Source organism: Stenotrophomonas sp. STEN023 (genome assembly GCF_056760135.1).
The window spans coordinates 1-16,881 of the sequence record NZ_JBRREF010000094.1 but is presented as its reverse complement, the minus strand read 5'-3'; the positions used below and the strand labels follow the sequence as shown (position 1 = coordinate 16,881).

General features: G+C 63.9%; 18 protein-coding genes. 3 read left to right on the top strand and 15 right to left on the bottom strand.

What is annotated here, in order from left to right:
• Window positions 1-81: 81 nt before the first annotated feature.
• The gene (locus tag ACVOLV_RS19265) at window positions 82-438 is read right to left on the bottom strand and encodes a DUF1304 domain-containing protein (RefSeq protein ID WP_481555767.1); all 357 of its coding nucleotides are present in this window, start codon (window positions 436-438) and stop codon (window positions 82-84) included.
• 49 nt (window positions 439-487) lie between these two features.
• The gene (locus ACVOLV_RS19260) at window positions 488-1,816 is read right to left on the bottom strand and encodes an NTP/NDP exchange transporter (protein WP_481555766.1); all 1,329 of its coding nucleotides are present in this window, start codon (window positions 1,814-1,816) and stop codon (window positions 488-490) included.
• 181 nt (window positions 1,817-1,997) lie between these two features.
• Here ACVOLV_RS19260 and ACVOLV_RS19255 point away from each other — a divergent pair, with 181 nt between their 5' ends.
• Window positions 1,998-3,581, top strand: coding sequence for a GMC family oxidoreductase (locus ACVOLV_RS19255; protein WP_481555768.1), 1,584 nt, complete (start codon window positions 1,998-2,000; stop codon window positions 3,579-3,581).
• Window positions 3,582-3,703: 122 nt separating this feature from the next.
• Here the strand turns inward: ACVOLV_RS19255 and ACVOLV_RS19250 are convergent, their stop codons facing one another.
• The gene (locus tag ACVOLV_RS19250; protein ID WP_481555765.1) at window positions 3,704-5,629 is read right to left on the bottom strand and encodes a M48 family metallopeptidase; all 1,926 of its coding nucleotides are present in this window, start codon (window positions 5,627-5,629) and stop codon (window positions 3,704-3,706) included.
• Window positions 5,630-5,658: 29 nt separating this feature from the next.
• Window positions 5,659-6,264 (bottom strand): LemA family protein, encoded by a 606-nt coding sequence (locus ACVOLV_RS19245; RefSeq protein WP_481555764.1) that lies wholly within the window; start codon window positions 6,262-6,264, stop codon window positions 5,659-5,661.
• 79 nt (window positions 6,265-6,343) lie between these two features.
• Between ACVOLV_RS19245 and ACVOLV_RS19240 the strand changes: the two genes are divergently transcribed.
• A complete protein-coding gene (locus ACVOLV_RS19240) occupies window positions 6,344-7,759 on the top strand; it encodes a serine hydrolase domain-containing protein (protein ID WP_481555763.1) in 1,416 nt (471 codons plus the stop codon).
• A 694-nt stretch (window positions 7,760-8,453) separates the two neighbouring features.
• Here ACVOLV_RS19240 and ACVOLV_RS19235 read toward each other — a convergent pair.
• The 11 genes from ACVOLV_RS19235 to nudE all read right to left on the bottom strand — a co-directional run bounded on the left by ACVOLV_RS19235 (window position 8,454) and on the right by nudE (window position 15,867).
• On the bottom strand, window positions 8,454-8,996 hold the full coding sequence (locus tag ACVOLV_RS19235) for a hypothetical protein (protein ID WP_481544167.1): 543 nt from the start codon (window positions 8,994-8,996) through the stop codon (window positions 8,454-8,456).
• Window positions 8,997-9,507: 511 nt separating this feature from the next.
• Window positions 9,508-9,684: a hypothetical protein gene (locus tag ACVOLV_RS19230; protein ID WP_481555762.1), complete on the bottom strand. Its 177-nt coding sequence runs from the start codon at window positions 9,682-9,684 to the stop codon at window positions 9,508-9,510.
• Window positions 9,685-9,787: 103 nt separating this feature from the next.
• Entirely contained in the window at window positions 9,788-10,183 is a 396-nt protein-coding gene (gene gcvH, locus ACVOLV_RS19225; RefSeq protein ID WP_481555761.1) for a glycine cleavage system protein GcvH, read from the bottom strand.
• An 85-nt stretch (window positions 10,184-10,268) separates the two neighbouring features.
• The gene (gene gcvT / locus ACVOLV_RS19220) at window positions 10,269-11,390 is read right to left on the bottom strand and encodes a glycine cleavage system aminomethyltransferase GcvT (protein ID WP_481555760.1); all 1,122 of its coding nucleotides are present in this window, start codon (window positions 11,388-11,390) and stop codon (window positions 10,269-10,271) included.
• 90 nt (window positions 11,391-11,480) lie between these two features.
• A complete protein-coding gene (locus ACVOLV_RS19215; protein WP_481555759.1) occupies window positions 11,481-11,912 on the bottom strand; it encodes an NfeD family protein in 432 nt (143 codons plus the stop codon).
• A 3-nt stretch (window positions 11,913-11,915) separates the two neighbouring features.
• Window positions 11,916-12,884: an SPFH domain-containing protein gene (locus ACVOLV_RS19210; RefSeq protein WP_481555758.1), complete on the bottom strand. Its 969-nt coding sequence runs from the start codon at window positions 12,882-12,884 to the stop codon at window positions 11,916-11,918.
• Between the two features lie 66 nt (window positions 12,885-12,950).
• Window positions 12,951-13,253 (bottom strand): Mpo1-like protein, encoded by a 303-nt coding sequence (locus tag ACVOLV_RS19205; protein WP_282270617.1) that lies wholly within the window; start codon window positions 13,251-13,253, stop codon window positions 12,951-12,953.
• 39 nt (window positions 13,254-13,292) lie between these two features.
• Window positions 13,293-13,616, bottom strand: a complete 324-nt coding sequence (locus ACVOLV_RS19200) for a YnfA family protein (protein WP_481555757.1) — start codon at window positions 13,614-13,616, stop codon at window positions 13,293-13,295.
• The gene (mazG, locus tag ACVOLV_RS19195) at window positions 13,613-14,434 is read right to left on the bottom strand and encodes a nucleoside triphosphate pyrophosphohydrolase (protein ID WP_481555756.1); all 822 of its coding nucleotides are present in this window, start codon (window positions 14,432-14,434) and stop codon (window positions 13,613-13,615) included. The genes ACVOLV_RS19200 and mazG overlap by 4 nt, the downstream gene beginning before the upstream one ends.
• 78 nt (window positions 14,435-14,512) lie before the next feature.
• A complete protein-coding gene (gene cysQ / locus ACVOLV_RS19190; RefSeq protein ID WP_481555755.1) occupies window positions 14,513-15,322 on the bottom strand; it encodes a 3'(2'),5'-bisphosphate nucleotidase CysQ in 810 nt (269 codons plus the stop codon).
• Window positions 15,319-15,867 (bottom strand): ADP compounds hydrolase NudE, encoded by a 549-nt coding sequence (gene nudE, locus ACVOLV_RS19185; protein ID WP_481555754.1) that lies wholly within the window; start codon window positions 15,865-15,867, stop codon window positions 15,319-15,321. Before nudE ends, cysQ begins: the two co-directional genes overlap by 4 nt.
• Before the next feature lie 124 nt (window positions 15,868-15,991).
• Here nudE and ACVOLV_RS19180 point away from each other — a divergent pair, with 124 nt between their 5' ends.
• Window positions 15,992-16,726, top strand: a complete 735-nt coding sequence (locus tag ACVOLV_RS19180; RefSeq protein WP_481555753.1) for a 16S rRNA (uracil(1498)-N(3))-methyltransferase — start codon at window positions 15,992-15,994, stop codon at window positions 16,724-16,726.
• Window positions 16,727-16,881 lie beyond the last annotated feature (155 nt).

Below are 16,881 nucleotides of genomic sequence, written 5' to 3'. Positions count from 1 at the left end.
CTACGGGCAATGCCCCTGCCGAGCATGGCTCGGCACTACATTGGATCTATCGGTACAGCCCTTGCCGAGCATGGCTCGGCACTACAGTGCGCGTAGCAGCAGCGCCACGATGGCCGGTACAGCCTGCACGTAGAAGATGCGCGGGCTGACGCTGTAGGCGCCGTAGGCACCGGCCACCACCACGCAGACCAGCGAGAACGTCACCAGCACCGGCTGCGCCAGCACCAGCCCGGCGATGATGCCTGCCGCCAGAAAACCGTTGTACAGCCCCTGGTTCGCCGCCAGCACGCGCGTGGCCTGCGCCTTCTCCGGCGTGTTGCGGAAGGTCTTCAAGCCCTGCGGCTTGGTCCACAGGAACATCTCCAGCACCAGAAAGTACACATGCAACACCGCCACCAGCAGTGTCACCGCCATCGCACTCATGCCCAATACGCTCATTGCCATCTCATCCTCGCAGCACAGCGGCAACCCGCCGCGGGGGAATCACTCAGCGATCCTGCGGCAGCTTCTTCTCTTCGCGCAAGACGCCCAGCGCCGACAGCGTCATGAACACCGCCACCGCGGCACCGCCGACGAACACCGCCTGCGAACCAAACAGGGACAAGCCCTTGTGCACCCAGGCAAAGGTCAGGTCGGCGCCGCGGTAAACCACGGTGTCGATGGCCGCACCGGCCTTGTAACGCCATTGCCGGTCCACCCGCGTATAGATCGTTTCGCGCGCTGGCTTGCCCAGCGAGAACTCACTGGCGCGGGTCAGCACCTGGATCACCGCCACCATCACCGGTAACGGTGAGGCTGCCGCGATCGAGAAGCCGACGATGATCGCGAAACCCGGAATCAACAGCGCCGGCGCCACGCCATAACGTGACAGCAACCAGCGGGTCAGGCCCAGCTGGATGATCAGGGTCAAGGCATTCACCGCCAGGTCGATGCGCGAATAGAACGCTGTACTGGCCGCCGGATCGGTGATCATGCGCCGTACGATCGAGGCCTGCTCGTTGTACAGCATGGTGCCAACGCCCACCCCGAAGACCACCATCAGGGCCAGCCAGCGCAGCAGTGGCTCCCGTGCGATCAGCTTCAGCCCGTCAAACACGCTGCCGCCCATCGGCTGCTCGCCATCGGCCAATTGCTGTTCGCGTTCGCGCTGCACCGCCCAGGGGCGCAACTTCCAGATGCAGAACAGGCAGATCGACAGGAACCCGGCCGAGACCAGCATCAGGTTGGCGATGCCAACGCGCTGCACCAGCGAGCTGGTGATGATCGGCCCGAGGAACGCACCCACCGTACCCGCTGCGCCGATATACCCGTAGAACGCGCGCGCCTGCACGTTGGAGAACACGTCGGCCATGAAGCTCCAGAACACCGCCACCGCAAACAGATTGAAGACGGTGATCCAGAAGAAGAACGCCATGCCACGACCCGGGATGTTGGCGCTGAACATCGCGTAGAACACGAACAGGGTGAAGATGAAGAAGCCATACACCAGCGGCAGGAACACCCGGCGCGGATAGCGGCTGACCAGCCAGCCATACAGCGGCTGCAGCACCAGCATGATCAGGAACACGCAGGAGAACAGGAACTGCAGGGTGAAGTCCTTCAGCGGCATGCCATGGCCGGCGAACCAGGCAATCAGGCCCGTCGGGAACAAGGCCTCCATGTCCGCCGACGCCGCCATCGCCTCACGCACCGGGCGCAGCACGTAGTAGCCGCTGAGCAGGCAGAAGAAGTACAGGAACGACCACCACAGCGGCGGTGAGCCGCGCAGCGCCAGCAATAGTCGATGCATTGCACCGGGTTCGCGCGAAACGGTCATGCGGCACCCCGGCGCAGCGGGTGGCGAGAGGACGGCGGCATCGGGCAACTCCGGTGGGACTCGGCAGAGCGCGTACGTTATCTAATGCACTGCAACATCGCCAGTGCGGCAGGGCTTACTCCGGCACAACGCGCCGTTCTATCCTGAGTGACTCGGGAGGGAGAAGCGTGTGAGCGAAGCTGTGAAGGAATTCGACTACATCATCGTCGGTGCCGGTTCGGCCGGCTGCGTGCTGGCCAACCGGCTCAGTGCCGACCCGCAGCTACGGGTACTGCTGATCGAAGCCGGGCCACGCGACTGGCACCCTTTCATCCATATGCCGGCGGGTATCGCGCGACTGGTGAGCAACCGCCGCGTCAACTGGAGCTACGACACCGAGCCCGAACCTGCGCTGGGCAACCGCCGCCTGTGGTGGCCGCGCGGCAAGGTACTGGGCGGCTCCAGCTCGATCAATGCCATGTGCTACGTGCGCGGCGTGGCCGGTGATTACGATCGTTGGGCGCAGGCCGGCGCCAGCGCCTGGAACTGGGACAGCGTGCTGCCGTGGTTCCGTCACAGCGAGGGCAACGCACGCGGCGCCGATGCGCTGCACGGTGCCGACGGTCCGCTGCAAGTGGCCGACCTGCGCCATGTCAATCCACTCAGCCGCGCCTTCATCGAAGCCGGGCAGCAGGCTGGGCACGCACATAACGCAGATTTCAACGGCGTCCAGCACGAAGGCGTGGGTCTCTATCAGGTAACGCAGAAGAACGGCGCTCGTTGCTCCTCAGCCGCCGCCTATCTCACCCCAGTGCGCTCGCGCGCCAATCTGCAGGTGATCACCGGCGCGCTGGTGGAACGGCTGCAGATCGACACTGGTCGCGTTACCGGCGTGCACCTGCGCGTGGGCGGCCAGCGCCAGCAGTACCGAGCGGCCGCCGAAGTGCTGCTCAGCGCCGGTGCGATCAACTCTCCGCAGCTGCTGATGCTGTCCGGCATCGGCCCGGCCGATGCGCTGCGTGCGCAGGGCATCGAGGTTCAGCTCGACCAACCCAGCATCGGTGCCAACCTGCAGGACCATCTGGATATCTGCACGCTGTACCGCAGCGTGCCCGGCGTCAGCTACGACCGCGCCAGCGAGATCATGATCGGGCTGAACTACTTCCTGCGCGGCCATCGGGGCGCGGGCACCAGCAATGTGGCCGAAGCCGGTGGCTTCGTGCGCTCGCGTTTCGCCCCGGACGAACGCGCCGACATCCAGTTCCATTTCGTGCCGGCCATGCTGGACAACCACGGCCGCAATCGCCTGCCCGGCGACGGCTACACCTTGCACGCCTGCTACCTGCATCCGCGCAGCCGCGGCCGCATCAGCCTGGCCAGTGCCGACCCGGCCGTACCCGCGCGCATCCAGGCCAACTACCTCAGCGATGCCGAGGGCTTCGATCTGAAGATGATGATCGAGGCCGTGCGACTGAGCCGCGACATCCTGCAGCAGCCGGCGTTTGCACCGTGGCGGAAGTCAGCGCTGCTCCCCGCAGATGAGCACCTGGACGACGCCGGGCTGGAAGCCTTCATCCGCGCCAAGGCCGAGACCATCTACCACCCGATCGGCACCTGCCGCATGGGCAGCGATGATGCAGCCGTGGTCGATCCGCAGCTGCGGGTACGTGGTATCGACGGGTTGCGGGTGATCGATGCCTCGGTGATGCCGACATTGGTGAGCGGCAATACCAATGCGCCGACCATCATGATTGCGGAGCGGGCGGCGGGGTTGATGCTGGGGTGATGCCCAGTGGTTGTTGTCAGGGAGAAGCAAGCAGAGGCAGAAAGCACACCCCTCCCCGGCCCTCCCCTTCGCCTTTGGCGAAAGGGAGGGAGACAAGCCGCCAAGGGAGGCAGACAAGCTGCTCACGCTACCTGCAGCATCGCTGGCAGGGGGCAATGCAAGGTGGCGCAGATGGTCCGCAGCAACTCGGCCTCGGCGATGTTGATGCGCTGGTTGTGGCTCACCGTTGCGGTCACCGCCTCCACCAGCAGCTGCTTGGCCAGCGGGTCCATCGAATCCAGCGGCGCCCATACCGCGTCCAACGCCAGCACGCCGTTCGCCGGCGGCGCGTACGGCAGATGATCCTGCGGCAGGATGCGCTGCAGGCCAGCCAAGTAGGCGCGACGCGCGCCCGCTTCGTCACCGGGGTTGCCGGCGCGCGCCACCACCGACAACAGGATGGCGAACTCGCGCTGCACACCGGTGGCCTTTCGGCGGCCAAAATGCAGGTGACGCGATGGATCCAGGGCTGCCTGCACCTGCACCAGCAACAAGCGCGACAGGCAGTACTCGAACAGGGATATGCGCCCATCGGCATGGGTCACGGCATCAATGCAGCGCATGAAAGCCGTCAACTGCGGGCGCGGCAAGCTGCGCAGGGTCGGGAAGGCCAAGGCCGCCAATGGCAGCCGCAGCGCGGCGTGCAGCTCGCGCAACGGGCCTGCCACGATGCTCAGTACGCTGTCGGCCATTGCCTCGCCCAGTTGCGCACTCACCGCTTCACGCTGGCGGGCGGCGACCGCGGCATCCACGTCCAGCAACATCGCCAGCAACAGCGGCTGCGCCGCGCCACGATCGCCAGCCAATGCGCGCAACGGCGGCGGCAGACTGCCGGCCAGACGCACTGCCTGCTGGTAATCGTCGTCGGCAGGCGTCGCCACCTGTGCGGCAACCATCACCGGATCAACAGACACCCGCTGCACTCCCGGCAACGGCGGCAGCAACGCATCCACACTCGCTGCATCGCGCCCCGCCAGGCCCAGCACGCGATCCTCGGCCAGCCCGTCGGGCGGCGCAGCGGACCAGTCGCCGCGAAGTCGCTGCAGCTGCTCGCCGCGGAATGATGGCTCCAAGCGTTGGATGCGTTCCAGCAACGGCGGATGCGTCGCGAACCAGCTGGACAGCCGCAAGCCTTCGCCAAACAACATATGGCTGACTTCCTCGGCGCCGGCACGGTCGGCCAGATGCGAGCCATCATCCAGACCGCCGATCTTTTTCAGCGCACCAGCCAAGCCCTGCGTCTGCCGGGTGAACTGCACCGCAGAAGCGTCCGCCAGGATTTCGCGCTGGCGCGATACCGCCGCCTTGATCAGCCGCCCGAACAACACGCCGATGCTGCCAATGGCGATGCCGGCCAGGCCGATCAGCATCAACAAAAACACCGGCCCGACACTGCGACCGAAGCGCACGCGGCTGCCGCCGCCCATATGCAGCAACACACGCTTGCCGATCACGCTGAGCATCAGGATGCCGAACAACACGCCCATCAGGCGGATGTTCAGGCGCATGTCGCCGTTGAGGATGTGACTGAACTCGTGCGCGATCACGCCCTGCAGCTCATCGCGGTTGAGCCGCTGCAAGGTACCGCGGGTCACCGCGATGGTCGCATCGGCTGGCGAATAACCGGCGGCAAAGGCATTGATGCCCGCTTCCTGCTCCAGCACATACAGGCGCGGCATCGGCACGCCTGAAGCAATGGCGATCTCCTCCACCACATTGCGCAGCCGCCGCAATGCAGGATCGCGGGTATCGGCCGGCACTTCGGAGCCCCCCATCTGCGCGGCCACCGCTTCGCCGCCGCCACTCAACGAACGGATCCGGTACAGCGAGGCGAAGCCGATCACCGCCACGGTCAGCACGCTGCTCCACAGCACGCCACGCGCGCTGCCAGTGCCGAACCACACCAGCACATCGACCATCAGCACGATGGCCAGCACCGCCAACGCAAACAACAGCACCAGCCGCCCGGAGTTGCGCCGCGCCTGCGCCTGGTGTTCGAAGAAGTTCATCCCGCGCCCCTGCTACGCCTGCGTCAGGCTCAGAACTGCACCTTGGGCGCTTCGCGCACCTGCTCGCGCTTCTCCTGGGGAATGTCCAACAGCGCCGCCGTGGCGAAATTGAACATGTCGGCAAACACATTGGCCGGGAAGGTCTCGCGGCGGTTGTTATAGCCCATCACCGCGTCGTTGTAGGCCTGACGCGCGAAGGCGACCTTGTTCTCGGTGCTGGAGAGTTCTTCGCTGAGCTGCATCATGTTCTGGTTGGCTTTCAGTTCCGGATAGGCCTCAGCCACCGCCATCAAGCGCCCCAGCACACCATTCAACTGACCCTGCGAGGCCGCCAGCTGCGCCATTGCCGCCGCATCACCCGGATCGGCCTTGGCCGCCGCCAAACCTGACTGCGCGGCACTACGCGCTGCGATCACCGCTTCCAGGGTCTGCCGCTCATGGCCCATATAGGCCTTGGCGGTCTCCACCAGGTTGGGAATCAGGTCAAAACGGCGCTGCAGCTGCACGTCGATCTGCGCAAAAGCGTTCTTGTAGCCGTTACGGGCCCGGACCAAGCCGTTGTAGATGCCTACGCCTGCTGCCACAACTGCGACAACCACCACAAGAAAGATCAGCAATATCAACGCGATGCCCATTCATTCTCTCCCCGTTTGTGCATTGATGAAAAGCGGCGCTAGAATCGCCGACAGCAGTAGCTTACAGGCACCGATCACGATGAAAGACCAGAGCAAGCGCCGGCACATTCGTCCGGTGGCATCGGGATTGCTGGGGGTGTTGATGCCCTTCGCATTGTCGTCTACCGCGCAGACTCCCACTCACAACGGCTCGCCAGCCGTCGCGCCCGCGACAAGCGTGTTGCCGGTGAACCTGGAGAACGCGCCCACTCAATCGCCGACGCAGCCGATGCCGTATCGCACCGCACTGCGCCCGGATCAGATACAACCGCTGCCGGCCGACTTCAATGTCGCGTCCATCGAATCACTGGCCGAGCAGCTGACCTACGGCAACCGCGTCCCCGGCATGGCCATGGCCATCGTCCAGAACGGGCGTGTGCTGTCGGCACGTGGTTACGGCGTCACCGATATCAGCAACCCGCAGGAAGTAGACGCACATACCGTATTCCGCCTGGCATCGCTGTCCAAGGCCTTTGCCGGCACCATGGCCGGCCTGCTGGTCAACGACGGCACCCTGCGCTGGGACAGCAAGGTCACCGACTACGTGCCCGGCTTCCGTTTGGCTACACCCGAAGCAACCGACAAGCTGACGGTGGCCGATGTGTTGAGCCAACGCGTCGGCCTGACCAGCAATGCCTATGACCGCGATGTCGAGGCCAATGCAGATTACTACTCGCTTACCCAGAAGCTGGCCACCGCGCCGCTCAAGTGCGCGCCCGGCGATTGCTACTCCTACCAGAACGTCGCCTTCAGCCTGGTTGGCGATGTGGTGTTTGCGGCCTCGGGCAGCTTCTACGAACAAGCCGTTGAAAAGCGCATCCTCAAGCCGCTGGGCATGAACGATGCCAGCCTCGGCCTGGCCGGCATCCAGGCCAGTCCGCGCTGGGCGCGCCCGCACGTGCGCAGCCGCAATGGCTGGGTGTCGTTGACGCCCAAGCCTACCTATTACCGCGTTGCACCCGCCGCCGGCGTCAATGCCAGTGCCAGTGACATGGCGCAGTGGCTGTTGGCCCACACCGGCCATCGTCCGGATGTATTGCCGGCGCCCTTGCTGGCAACGCTGCACGCACCGTTGGTGAACACGCCAGGCGAAATGCGCTCGGGCTGGCGCCATCAGCGTCTGGACTCGGCGGGCTATGCGCTGGGTTGGCGCGTGTTCGATTACTCCGGCCACCAGGTTGTCTTCCATGCCGGCGCGGTGCAGGGCTATCGCGGCCTGGTCGCGCTGCTGCCGGAACGTGACCTTGGCATCGCCATCATGTGGAACGGTGAGAGCACCCTGCCCAGCGGCATGATGCCGACCATCCTCGATCGCGCGATCGGCCTGCCTGCACAGCGCTGGCTGGATGTGGACACCGACTTCGGCAGCGACAACCTGATGGCCGAAGATGCGGCTCCGGCACGCAGCGGCAAGAAAGGCGCATCCTCGGATCGCGCGGTGGCTTCGCCACGCTGAGTTGCCTGGTGGTTTCCAGCAGTACGAGAAAGGCGGCCGCTGGCCGCCTTTCTCTTTGGTCGATAGCGTAGAAACCAGAGTCCGGTAGATCGGATGCATCATCAGCTTCGCGGCTGACGCCGCTCCTACAAAAACCGGTGCCACCGGTAGTACCGAGCCATGCTCGGCAGAGGCTTCACCCGCAAACCAGAAGCACCCCTCCCAACCCTCCCCTTGCCTGCGGCAAAGGGAGGGCTCGGTTTGCAGGCATCGGTCGACTTGTCGACGAAGCCCATAGCTCCGGTAGTGCCGAGACATGCTCGGTAAGGCTCTACCCGCACGAGCGCAGCCACCATGTAGGAGCTGCGTAAGCCGCGAAGTCGACAACCTCGGAACAACCCGGGCAGCCGGATTGCATCGAACCAACACCGTAGAGCCCAAATCTCCCATCGACGCGCAGGCATCGCCCAGGCGGATGCATCGCTGGCTTCGCGGCTTACGCCGCTCCCACAAACCAGACCTCATCTCCGGTGCGCTGGAATTGACCAGCTCCGCGGCGTGCGCGGTTCCACCGGCAGGCTGCTGCCGAGCATGGCTCGGCACTACCGAAGCGGTTGGCCTGCTCGGCACGGGCCACTTCAATCCGCCCATAAAAAAACTCCCTCCCCGCTGGGCAGTCGGGGAAGGAGTTTCAGGTATTGCTAGTGGAGCTGGATCAGATCAGCGGCGCCGGGGTAGCCGGCAGCGCTACCGGAGCGGCCTTCTTCTTGCGAGCGGCCGGCTTCTTCTTCGCAGCAACCTTCTTGGCGGCCGGCTTCTTGGCGGCAACCTTCTTTGCAGTCTTCTTTACGACCTTCTTGGCAGCTGCCTTCTTGGCAACCTTCTTGACGGCCTTCTTAGCTACTTTCTTGACGGCTTTCTTGGCAGTTGCCTTCTTGGCAACCTTCTTTACGGCCTTCTTGGCTACCTTCTTGACGGCCTTCTTGGCAGTTGCCTTCTTGGCAACCTTCTTTACGGCCTTCTTGACGGTCTTCTTGGCGGCTGCCTTCTTGACGGTCTTCTTGGCGGCTGCCTTCTTCACGGTCTTCTTGGCAGCTGCCTTCTTCACGGTCTTCTTGGCAACAGCCTTCTTTGCAACCTTCTTCACTGCCTTCTTGGCGGTTGCCTTCTTGGCAACCTTCTTCACGGCAGCCTTCTTGGCGACTTTCTTTACCGCCTTCTTGGCGGCCGGCTTTTTAGCAGCTTTCTTCGTAGCCATGGTTTGTTCCTCGTCAGTGATCTATGGAATTGAAATGCCCAGTTGAAGCAAATCCGCGGTGTTCGGCGGAGGACCGACGACGCGTCTAGCGCGTCGTTACGGATACAGAAACACCCGCAACGGGTCCCGCTGCAGGTGCCAGATAGAAATCAGGGGGGTGTTTCGCGGAAGGAAGCGAGTCCTGCTCCACCATCGAGAGAATCCTGGCGGACGTCCAAGTTGTGCTTCGCGTCTGAATGTTGATCCGGCTCACTCGCTTCCGCAGGAAAGGTCTGCTGGGCGAAACCTAATCACGGTTTTTTTTACTGTCAACTATCTTTGCAAAATATTTTTCGGAAGCCTTCAGCCTTCCGCGCCCGGTCGCCGACCATTGCCGCTCGCTGCGCACACCCTCCGACAGCGCAACAACACCCTCCAAAAAAAACTCAAAGCAAGAAAACATCGGTAAAAGCGCACTATTCTTTTCAGCACCAGCAACACGCGCCTGTGCGCGCCCTACTTCAAGTGCATCTCAAGGCATGCGACCAACGGCCACCAAGGACCGTTTCCCGCACCCGAAAAAAAGTTCGCCGAAGGCAACGCTTTGCCGGTGCAGCGGATCATTTTGCGCAAACTTTTTGAACGATTTCGCAGCCTTCGACGACAGCGATCGGAACGACTTGGCGTCGATCTGCATCCACTTCGACATGCAATCGTCCGGCACTCATCACCAGCGGTCATCACGTGATGCTGACATCGGCGTAAAAAAAAACGGCCGCTGACAGCGGCCGCTTTCCGGATCACGACAGGACTCAGTGGTCCTCGTTCTCCAACATCTCGGCGTAGTCGTCCGGGCCGAGCAGGTCGTTCAACTGCTCCGGATCGGACAGCTCGACCACGTACAGCCAGCCGTCGCCGTAAGCATCTTCGTTGATGGTTTCCGGCTTGTCGGTCACCGCTTCGTTGACTTCGACAACGGTGCCGGACACCGGGCTGTAGACGTCGGAGGCAGCCTTCACCGACTCGACCACCGCAGCGCCAACGCCAGCCTGCACGCTGTCACCGACAGCCGGCAGTTCGACGTAGACCAGGTCACCCAACAGGCCTTGGGCGTGATCGGAAATACCTACGGTGACGCGGCCGTTGCCTTCGACACGGGCCCATTCGTGGGACTTGAGGAACTTGAGGTCGCCAGGGATCTCGCTCATGGAACTACTCCGGAAAAACGGTGGTCGGGAAGAAGCGCTAGTTTAACGAACCGGAAGCAAGGTCGCCTCCGGCCCGGTCCTACAGTCAAAGATTGATGCCGGCCTGCGGCTGGCCGTCACGCACGAACGGGAACTTGACGATGCGCACCGGCACTTCCTTGCCGCGGATGTCCACCCGCACATCACCCGGCGCACCGGCTGGCACGCGGGCGAAGGCGATCGCCTTGCCCAGTGTTGGCGAGAACGTGCCGGACAGGATCTCGCCTTCGCCATTGGCGGTGAGTACTTTCTGGCCGTGGCGCAGTACACCCTTCTCGTCCATCACCAGGCCGATCATCTGCCGCGCGTTGCCAGCAGCTTTCTGCGCTTCCAGCACGGGGCGACCAATGAAGGCGCGCGGCGTGCCATCGGCCAGATCATCCAGCGCCACGGTCCAGGCCAGCGCCGCTTCGTACGGGGTGATGGCTTCGTCCATGTCCTGGCCGTAAAGATTCATGCCCGCTTCCAGGCGCAGCGTGTCACGCGCGCCCAGGCCGGCCGGCTTCACGCCAGCAGCCAGCAGTGCGTTCCAGAACGCCACCACCGAGTCCTGCGGCAGCAGCACTTCGTAACCGTCTTCGCCGGTGTAACCGGTGCGTGCAACGAACAGTGCAGCGCCATCGACGGAGCTGACTTCCCGCGCGGCGAAGCGGCCGAGCTTATCCAGTGCGGCACGATCGGTTTCCGCCACCAAGCCAGCAACCAGTGCACGCGCCTGCGGCCCCTGCACGGCGATGATGGCCAGGTCTTCGCGCTCGACCACTTCGACACCGAAAGCTTCGGCCTGCTGGCGGATCCAGGCCAGGTCCTTCTCGCGGGTGGAAGCATTGACCACCATGCGGAACAGGTCTTCGGCCAGGAAGTAGACGATCAGATCGTCGATCACCCCGCCCTGTGCATTGAGCATGCACGAGTACAGCGCCTTGCCGCTGACCTTGACCTTGTCGATGGAGTTGGCCAGCAGCTGGCGCAGGAATTCGCGGGTACGCGCGCCTTTCAGGTCGACCACGGTCATGTGGCTGACGTCGAACATGCCGGCGGCGTTGCGGACCAGGTTGTGCTCGTCGATCTGCGAGCCGTAATGGATCGGCATGTCCCAACCGCCGAAGTCGACCATCTTGGCGCCGAGTGAGCGGTGGGTTTCGTTGAGCAGGGTTTTCAGGGTCATGGCCGTTCCACACTAAGGGGACCGCCATTATCCCAGATGGTTACTTTTAAAACCTGCGGCACTGCCACAACGGCGGTACCGCAGCGCTATTCAGACCGCCTGCACCTTCAGCGTCATGCCGTCCACGGCAACCACGCGAACGGCGCTGCCCTGCGGCAGATCCGGGCCAGCCACCACCCAGAACGCATCGTCCACCTTGGCCCGGCCGACGCCTGCGCTGATCGCCTGTTCCAGCGTCACCACGCGCCCGATCAGCTGCTCGGCGCGGCGATTGAGCAGCGGCTGGTCGCTGGCCCGCGCACGTTGCCGGAACCAGGTGCGATAGACCTGGATTGAGACAAAGCTCAGGACCACGAACAGGATCACCTGCAGCAACACGCTCATGCCGTCGATTGCCCAGACGGTCAGGAACACTGCCGCCGCGGCAATCCCCATCCACAACATGAAGGCACCCGGCGCCAACGCCTCGGCGGCGAACAGGACCACTGCCAGCGCCGCCCACGCCACCACTTCCCAGCGCATGACTCAGCGCCCCAACGGCGGCGGGTTGCCGCGAGCAGGCTGCTTGGCTTCAGCCTGCTTGGAGAATGCTTCCTTGGCCAGTTCCGAGATACCGGCGATGGAACTGATCACACCGGTAGCCTCCATCGGCATCAACACCAGCTTCTGGTTCGGCGAGTTGGCCAGTTCACTGAAGGCCTCCACATACTTCTGCGCGATGAAGTAATTGATCGCCTGCACGCTGCCGTTGGCGATGGCGTCGGACACCATCGCCGTCGCCTTTGCTTCGGCCTCGGCCAGGCGCTCGCGTGCCTCCGCATCGCGGAAGGCGGCTTCTCTGCGACCTTCTGCCTCCAGCACGGCGGATTGCTTCTGGCCTTCGGCACGCAGGATCTCCGATTGGCGGATACCTTCGGACTCCAGAATGGCGGCACGCTTGTTCTGCTCGGCCATCTTCTGCTGTTGCATCGACTGCACCAGGTTGGCCGGCGGCTGGATGTCCTTGATCTCGATTCGGGTGACCTTGACGCCCCACGGATTAGTGGCATGGTCGACCACGTTGAGCAGCTTGGCGTTGATGGTCTCGCGCTGGCTCAGTGACTCGTCCAGGTCCATCGAGCCGATCACGGTGCGGATATTGGTCTGCACCAGGGCGATCATCGCCACTTCCAGGTTGGCGACTTCGTAGGCGGCCTTGGCCGCGTCCAGCACCTGGAAGAACACCACGCCATCTACCCGCACCACCGCATTGTCCCTGGTGATGACATCCTGACTGGGTACTTCCAGCACCTGCTCCATCATGTTCACCTTGCGGCCGACGCCGTAGACGATCGGGACCAGGAAGTGCAGGCCGGGCGTCATCGTGTGGGTGTACTTGCCGAAGCGCTCCACCGTCCACTCGTAGCCCTGCGGCACCATCCGCACCGTCTTGAACAGCACGATGATGCCGGCCACCAATACCACCAACGCCAACAACCCTGCTCCGCTGCCCATTTCCCCACTCCTTGTGCCGATAGATGGGGCGAGTATAGCCACAGCCCCGGAAAGCGCCCGATGCGCCTAAAGCCGCACCCGCCCGCGCAGGATGTCGACGAACATCACCCAGTCACCGGCAAATGAATAGAAGGGGTGGCGGAAGGTCGCCGGTCGGTTCTTTTCAAAGAAAAAGTGCCCTACCCAAGCGAATCCATAACCACACAGCAGCGCGAACCACAGCCAACGCAGCTGGCCGCTCCACAGCAGCATCGCCACACACAGCAGCACGCCGCAGCTGCCGATGAAGTGCAGGCGACGACTGACGACGTTGCTGTGTTCGCCCAGGTAGAACGGGTAGAACTCACGGAAGCTGCTGAAACCTGACATGGCCTACACCCTGTGCTGGATGCGGCCAGCATAGGCGCTTCAGTTGCTGCGTGGGGCGAACATGATCACCGCCATGCCCAACAGGCAGAGTCCGCCGCCGAGCAGGTCCCAGCGGGTGGGTTTGACCGAGTCCACCAGCCACAGCCACAGCAACGCCATGCACACATAGACGCCACCGTAAGCGGCGTACACACGCCCGCTGGCGGCCGGGTGCAGGGTCAGCAGCCATGCAAACAAGGCAAGGCTGCCCGCAGCCGGCAGCAGCAGCCACGGGCTGCCCTGCTGCCGCAGCCACAGCCATGGCAGATAGCAGCCAACTATCTCGGCCAGCGCAGTCAGCAGGAACAGCGACAGGGTTTTCACTTGGCTGCGTCCTTTTCCTGCTGCTTCACCCGCTGCCAGAGCGCTTCCTGCTGTTGCAGGTCCAGCTGCGGCATTGTGGCCCCCTGCTCAACCGCCAGCGCTTCCATGGCGCGGAAGCGGCGCTCGAACTTGTGGTTGGCATGGCGCAGGGCGGTGCCGCTATCGACCTTGGCATGGCGGGCAAGATTGGCGCACACGAACAACACGTCGCCCAGTTCTTCCTGCAGCCGGGTCCGGTTGTCCACACCGGTTGCTGCAAGCTCGAACTCGGCCTGCACTTCGTCGATCTCCTCGCGCAGCTTGTCCAGCACCGGCACCGCATCGGGCCAATCGAAGCCGGTGCGGGCAGCCCGCGACTGCAACTTGGTGGCGCGCAGCCACTCCGGCAATCCAGGCGAAATGCCGGCCAATGCCGAGGCATCCTGTTCGCCCTTGGCGGCGCGTTCACTGCGTTTGATCTCGTCCCAGTTGGCCAGCACTTCGTCGGCATCGCTGACCTCGGTATCGGCAAAGATATGCGGGTGGCGGCGGATCATCTTGTTGCTGATCGATGCCACCACATCGCCGAAATTGAATGCGCCCTGCTCGCTGGCCATCTGCGCGTGGAAAACCACCTGCAGCAGCAGATCGCCGAGTTCGTCCTTCAGGTCCGGCAAGTCATTGCGGTCGATGGCGTCGGCCACTTCGTAAGCCTCCTCCACCGTATACGGCGCGATGCTGGCGAAATCCTGCTCCAGATCCCACGGGCATCCGCCCTGGGGATCGCGTAGACGCGCCATGATCTGCAGCAGGGTCTGGATATCGGTCAGTTCGGACATGGGTGCATCACCTCCATTACGAGTACGCCGGCAATTGCCGGCGTTTTAAGTTCCCAGCAGGCCGCCTGCGGCCCGGCATCAAAGCCCAGCCACCCACGCCTGCCATGGCAGCGAGGCATCACCCAGGGCGACGAAGTCACCGTTGAGCAGACGCGGGCGCTGGTTGTAGGCGAACGGCACACCGTCATCGGCAGCCAATACCACCCCACCTGCCGCTTCCAGCACGCACTGGCCTGCAGCGGTATCCCATTCACTGGTTGGCCCCAGCCGCGGGTACACGTCCAGCGTGCCCTCGGCGATGCGGCAGAACTTCAGCGAGGAACCCTGCGCTATCAGCTCGATCTCGCCCATCCGCGCCAACAAAGTGGCTGTACGCGCACTGGCATGCGAGCGGCTGGCGGCGACCCGCAACGGCGATGCCGGCGGTACGCGGGTGGTGATCGCGTCCTGCTGCGCACCGCTGCGACGCCAGGCCTGGCCACCGCGCTGGGCATGCCAGATGACCTCGGTCACCGGTGCCTGCACCACGCCAAACACCGACACGCCACGCTCGATCAGCGCGATGTTGACGCTGAATTCGCCATTGCGCTTGATGAACTCGCGGGTGCCGTCCAGCGGATCCACCAGCCAATAGCGCTGCCACTGCCGGCGCGTCTCCCACGGTAGCTGCGCCGATTCTTCGGACAACACCGGGATGTCCGGGGTCAGTTGCGACAGACCGTCAACGATCAACCGGTGCGCGGCCAGATCGGCGGTGGTGACCGGGCTGTCGTCGGCTTTCTGCTCGATATCGAAGCCGCTGGCATAGACCTGCATGATCGCCGCGCCTGCGCGCTGGGCGATATCCAGCACGCCTTCGCGCAGGGCGTCATCAACTACTGCGCTCATGCGCCACCTCGCAGCCACTCACGGGCAATGAACAGGGCCGCCAGCGAGCGCCCTTCGGAGAAGTCCTCGCGCAGCATCAACTGGTCCAGTTCGGCCAGCTTCCACGGCACCACTTCCAGTTCTTCGGGCTCATCGCCAGGCAGACGCTGCGGATACAGGTCGCGCGCCAGCACCAAGGTGGACTGGTGACTCATATAAGTAGGTGCAAGGGTCAGGCTGCGCAGCGCATCCAGCCTGCGCGCACCGTAACCGGCCTCCTCCTTGAGTTCGCGGTCGGCCGCTTCGATCGGCGTCTCGCCTTCATCGATGCGGCCCTTGACCAGGCCCAGCTCGTAGCGGTGCAGGCCCGCAGCGTATTCACGCACCAGCAACACGGTCTCATCGTCGAGCATCGGTACCACCACCACCGCGCCGTGGCCACCACTCACCAGACGCTGGAAATGGCGGCGTTCGCCATTGGAAAACTCCAGATCCAGCTGCTGCTGACGGAACGGCCCGATGTGCTCTTCGACCACGTTGTGGATCTGTGGCAGGCGGCGGCTCATGCGCCACTCCGGGCAAAACGACGGTAGACCGATAGAATGCGCATTGGCAGATACGTTTTCATGACGTTGAAATGCTAGCAGACCCAGCCGCTTCCCACGCGGCACCGCCTTTGCGAGAACTCCCATGCGCTTGACCCGTTGCCCGATTGAACTGCCGCTCGCCACAGGCCAGACCCTGTCCCTGCCCGAGGATGTCGCCAACCATCTGGTCCGGGTGATGCGCCTGCGCGAGGGCGAAGGCTGCGTGTTGTTCAATGGCGATGGCCACGACTATGCAGCCACCATCAGCGCGATCAGCAAGCGCGAGGTACAGGTACACATCGACAGTACCCAGGCCATCGACAATGAATCGCCGCTGGCGATCACCTTGCTGCAGGGCATCGCGCGTGGCGAGAAGATGGATCTGATCCTGCAGAAGGCCACCGAGCTCGGGGTCAGCAGCATCATTTCGGTCAATGCCGAGCGCACCGAGGTCAAGCTGGACGCGGCACGGGCAGAGAAGCGCATCGCCCATTGGCGCAATGTGGTTGGTTCGGCCTGTGGTCAATCCGGGCGTGCGCGGATTCCGTCCATCGGCAGCCCGCAGGCGCTGGCGGCGGCAGCGGCGGCACTGCCCGCACAGACCCTGCGACTGACCCTGGACCCGCTGGGCGAGCATCGCCTGGCCTCGCTGCCGGCCGCTCCGGCCAACGGCGTAGTTATCGCGATCGGTCCGGAAGGTGGCTGGTCACCGCGTGACCGCCAGCAGCTGAGCGAGGCGGGCTTCCAGGGCCTGCAGCTGGGCCCGCGCATCCTGCGCACCGAGACCGCAGGCCTTGCTGCGATCGCCGCACTGCAGGCGCGGCTGGGCGACCTGTAGCACCCAGCCATGCTCGGCTGGGCATTACCGGCAAACCCGGCATCGGTTTGTGGGAGCGGGGGGGGGGGGCGGCCCCCCACCACCCCCACAAAAACAACAAGGATTGGAAAAAACAGGGGATTTTGGAGCAGGGGGAGTGGCGGCAGACCTAATCA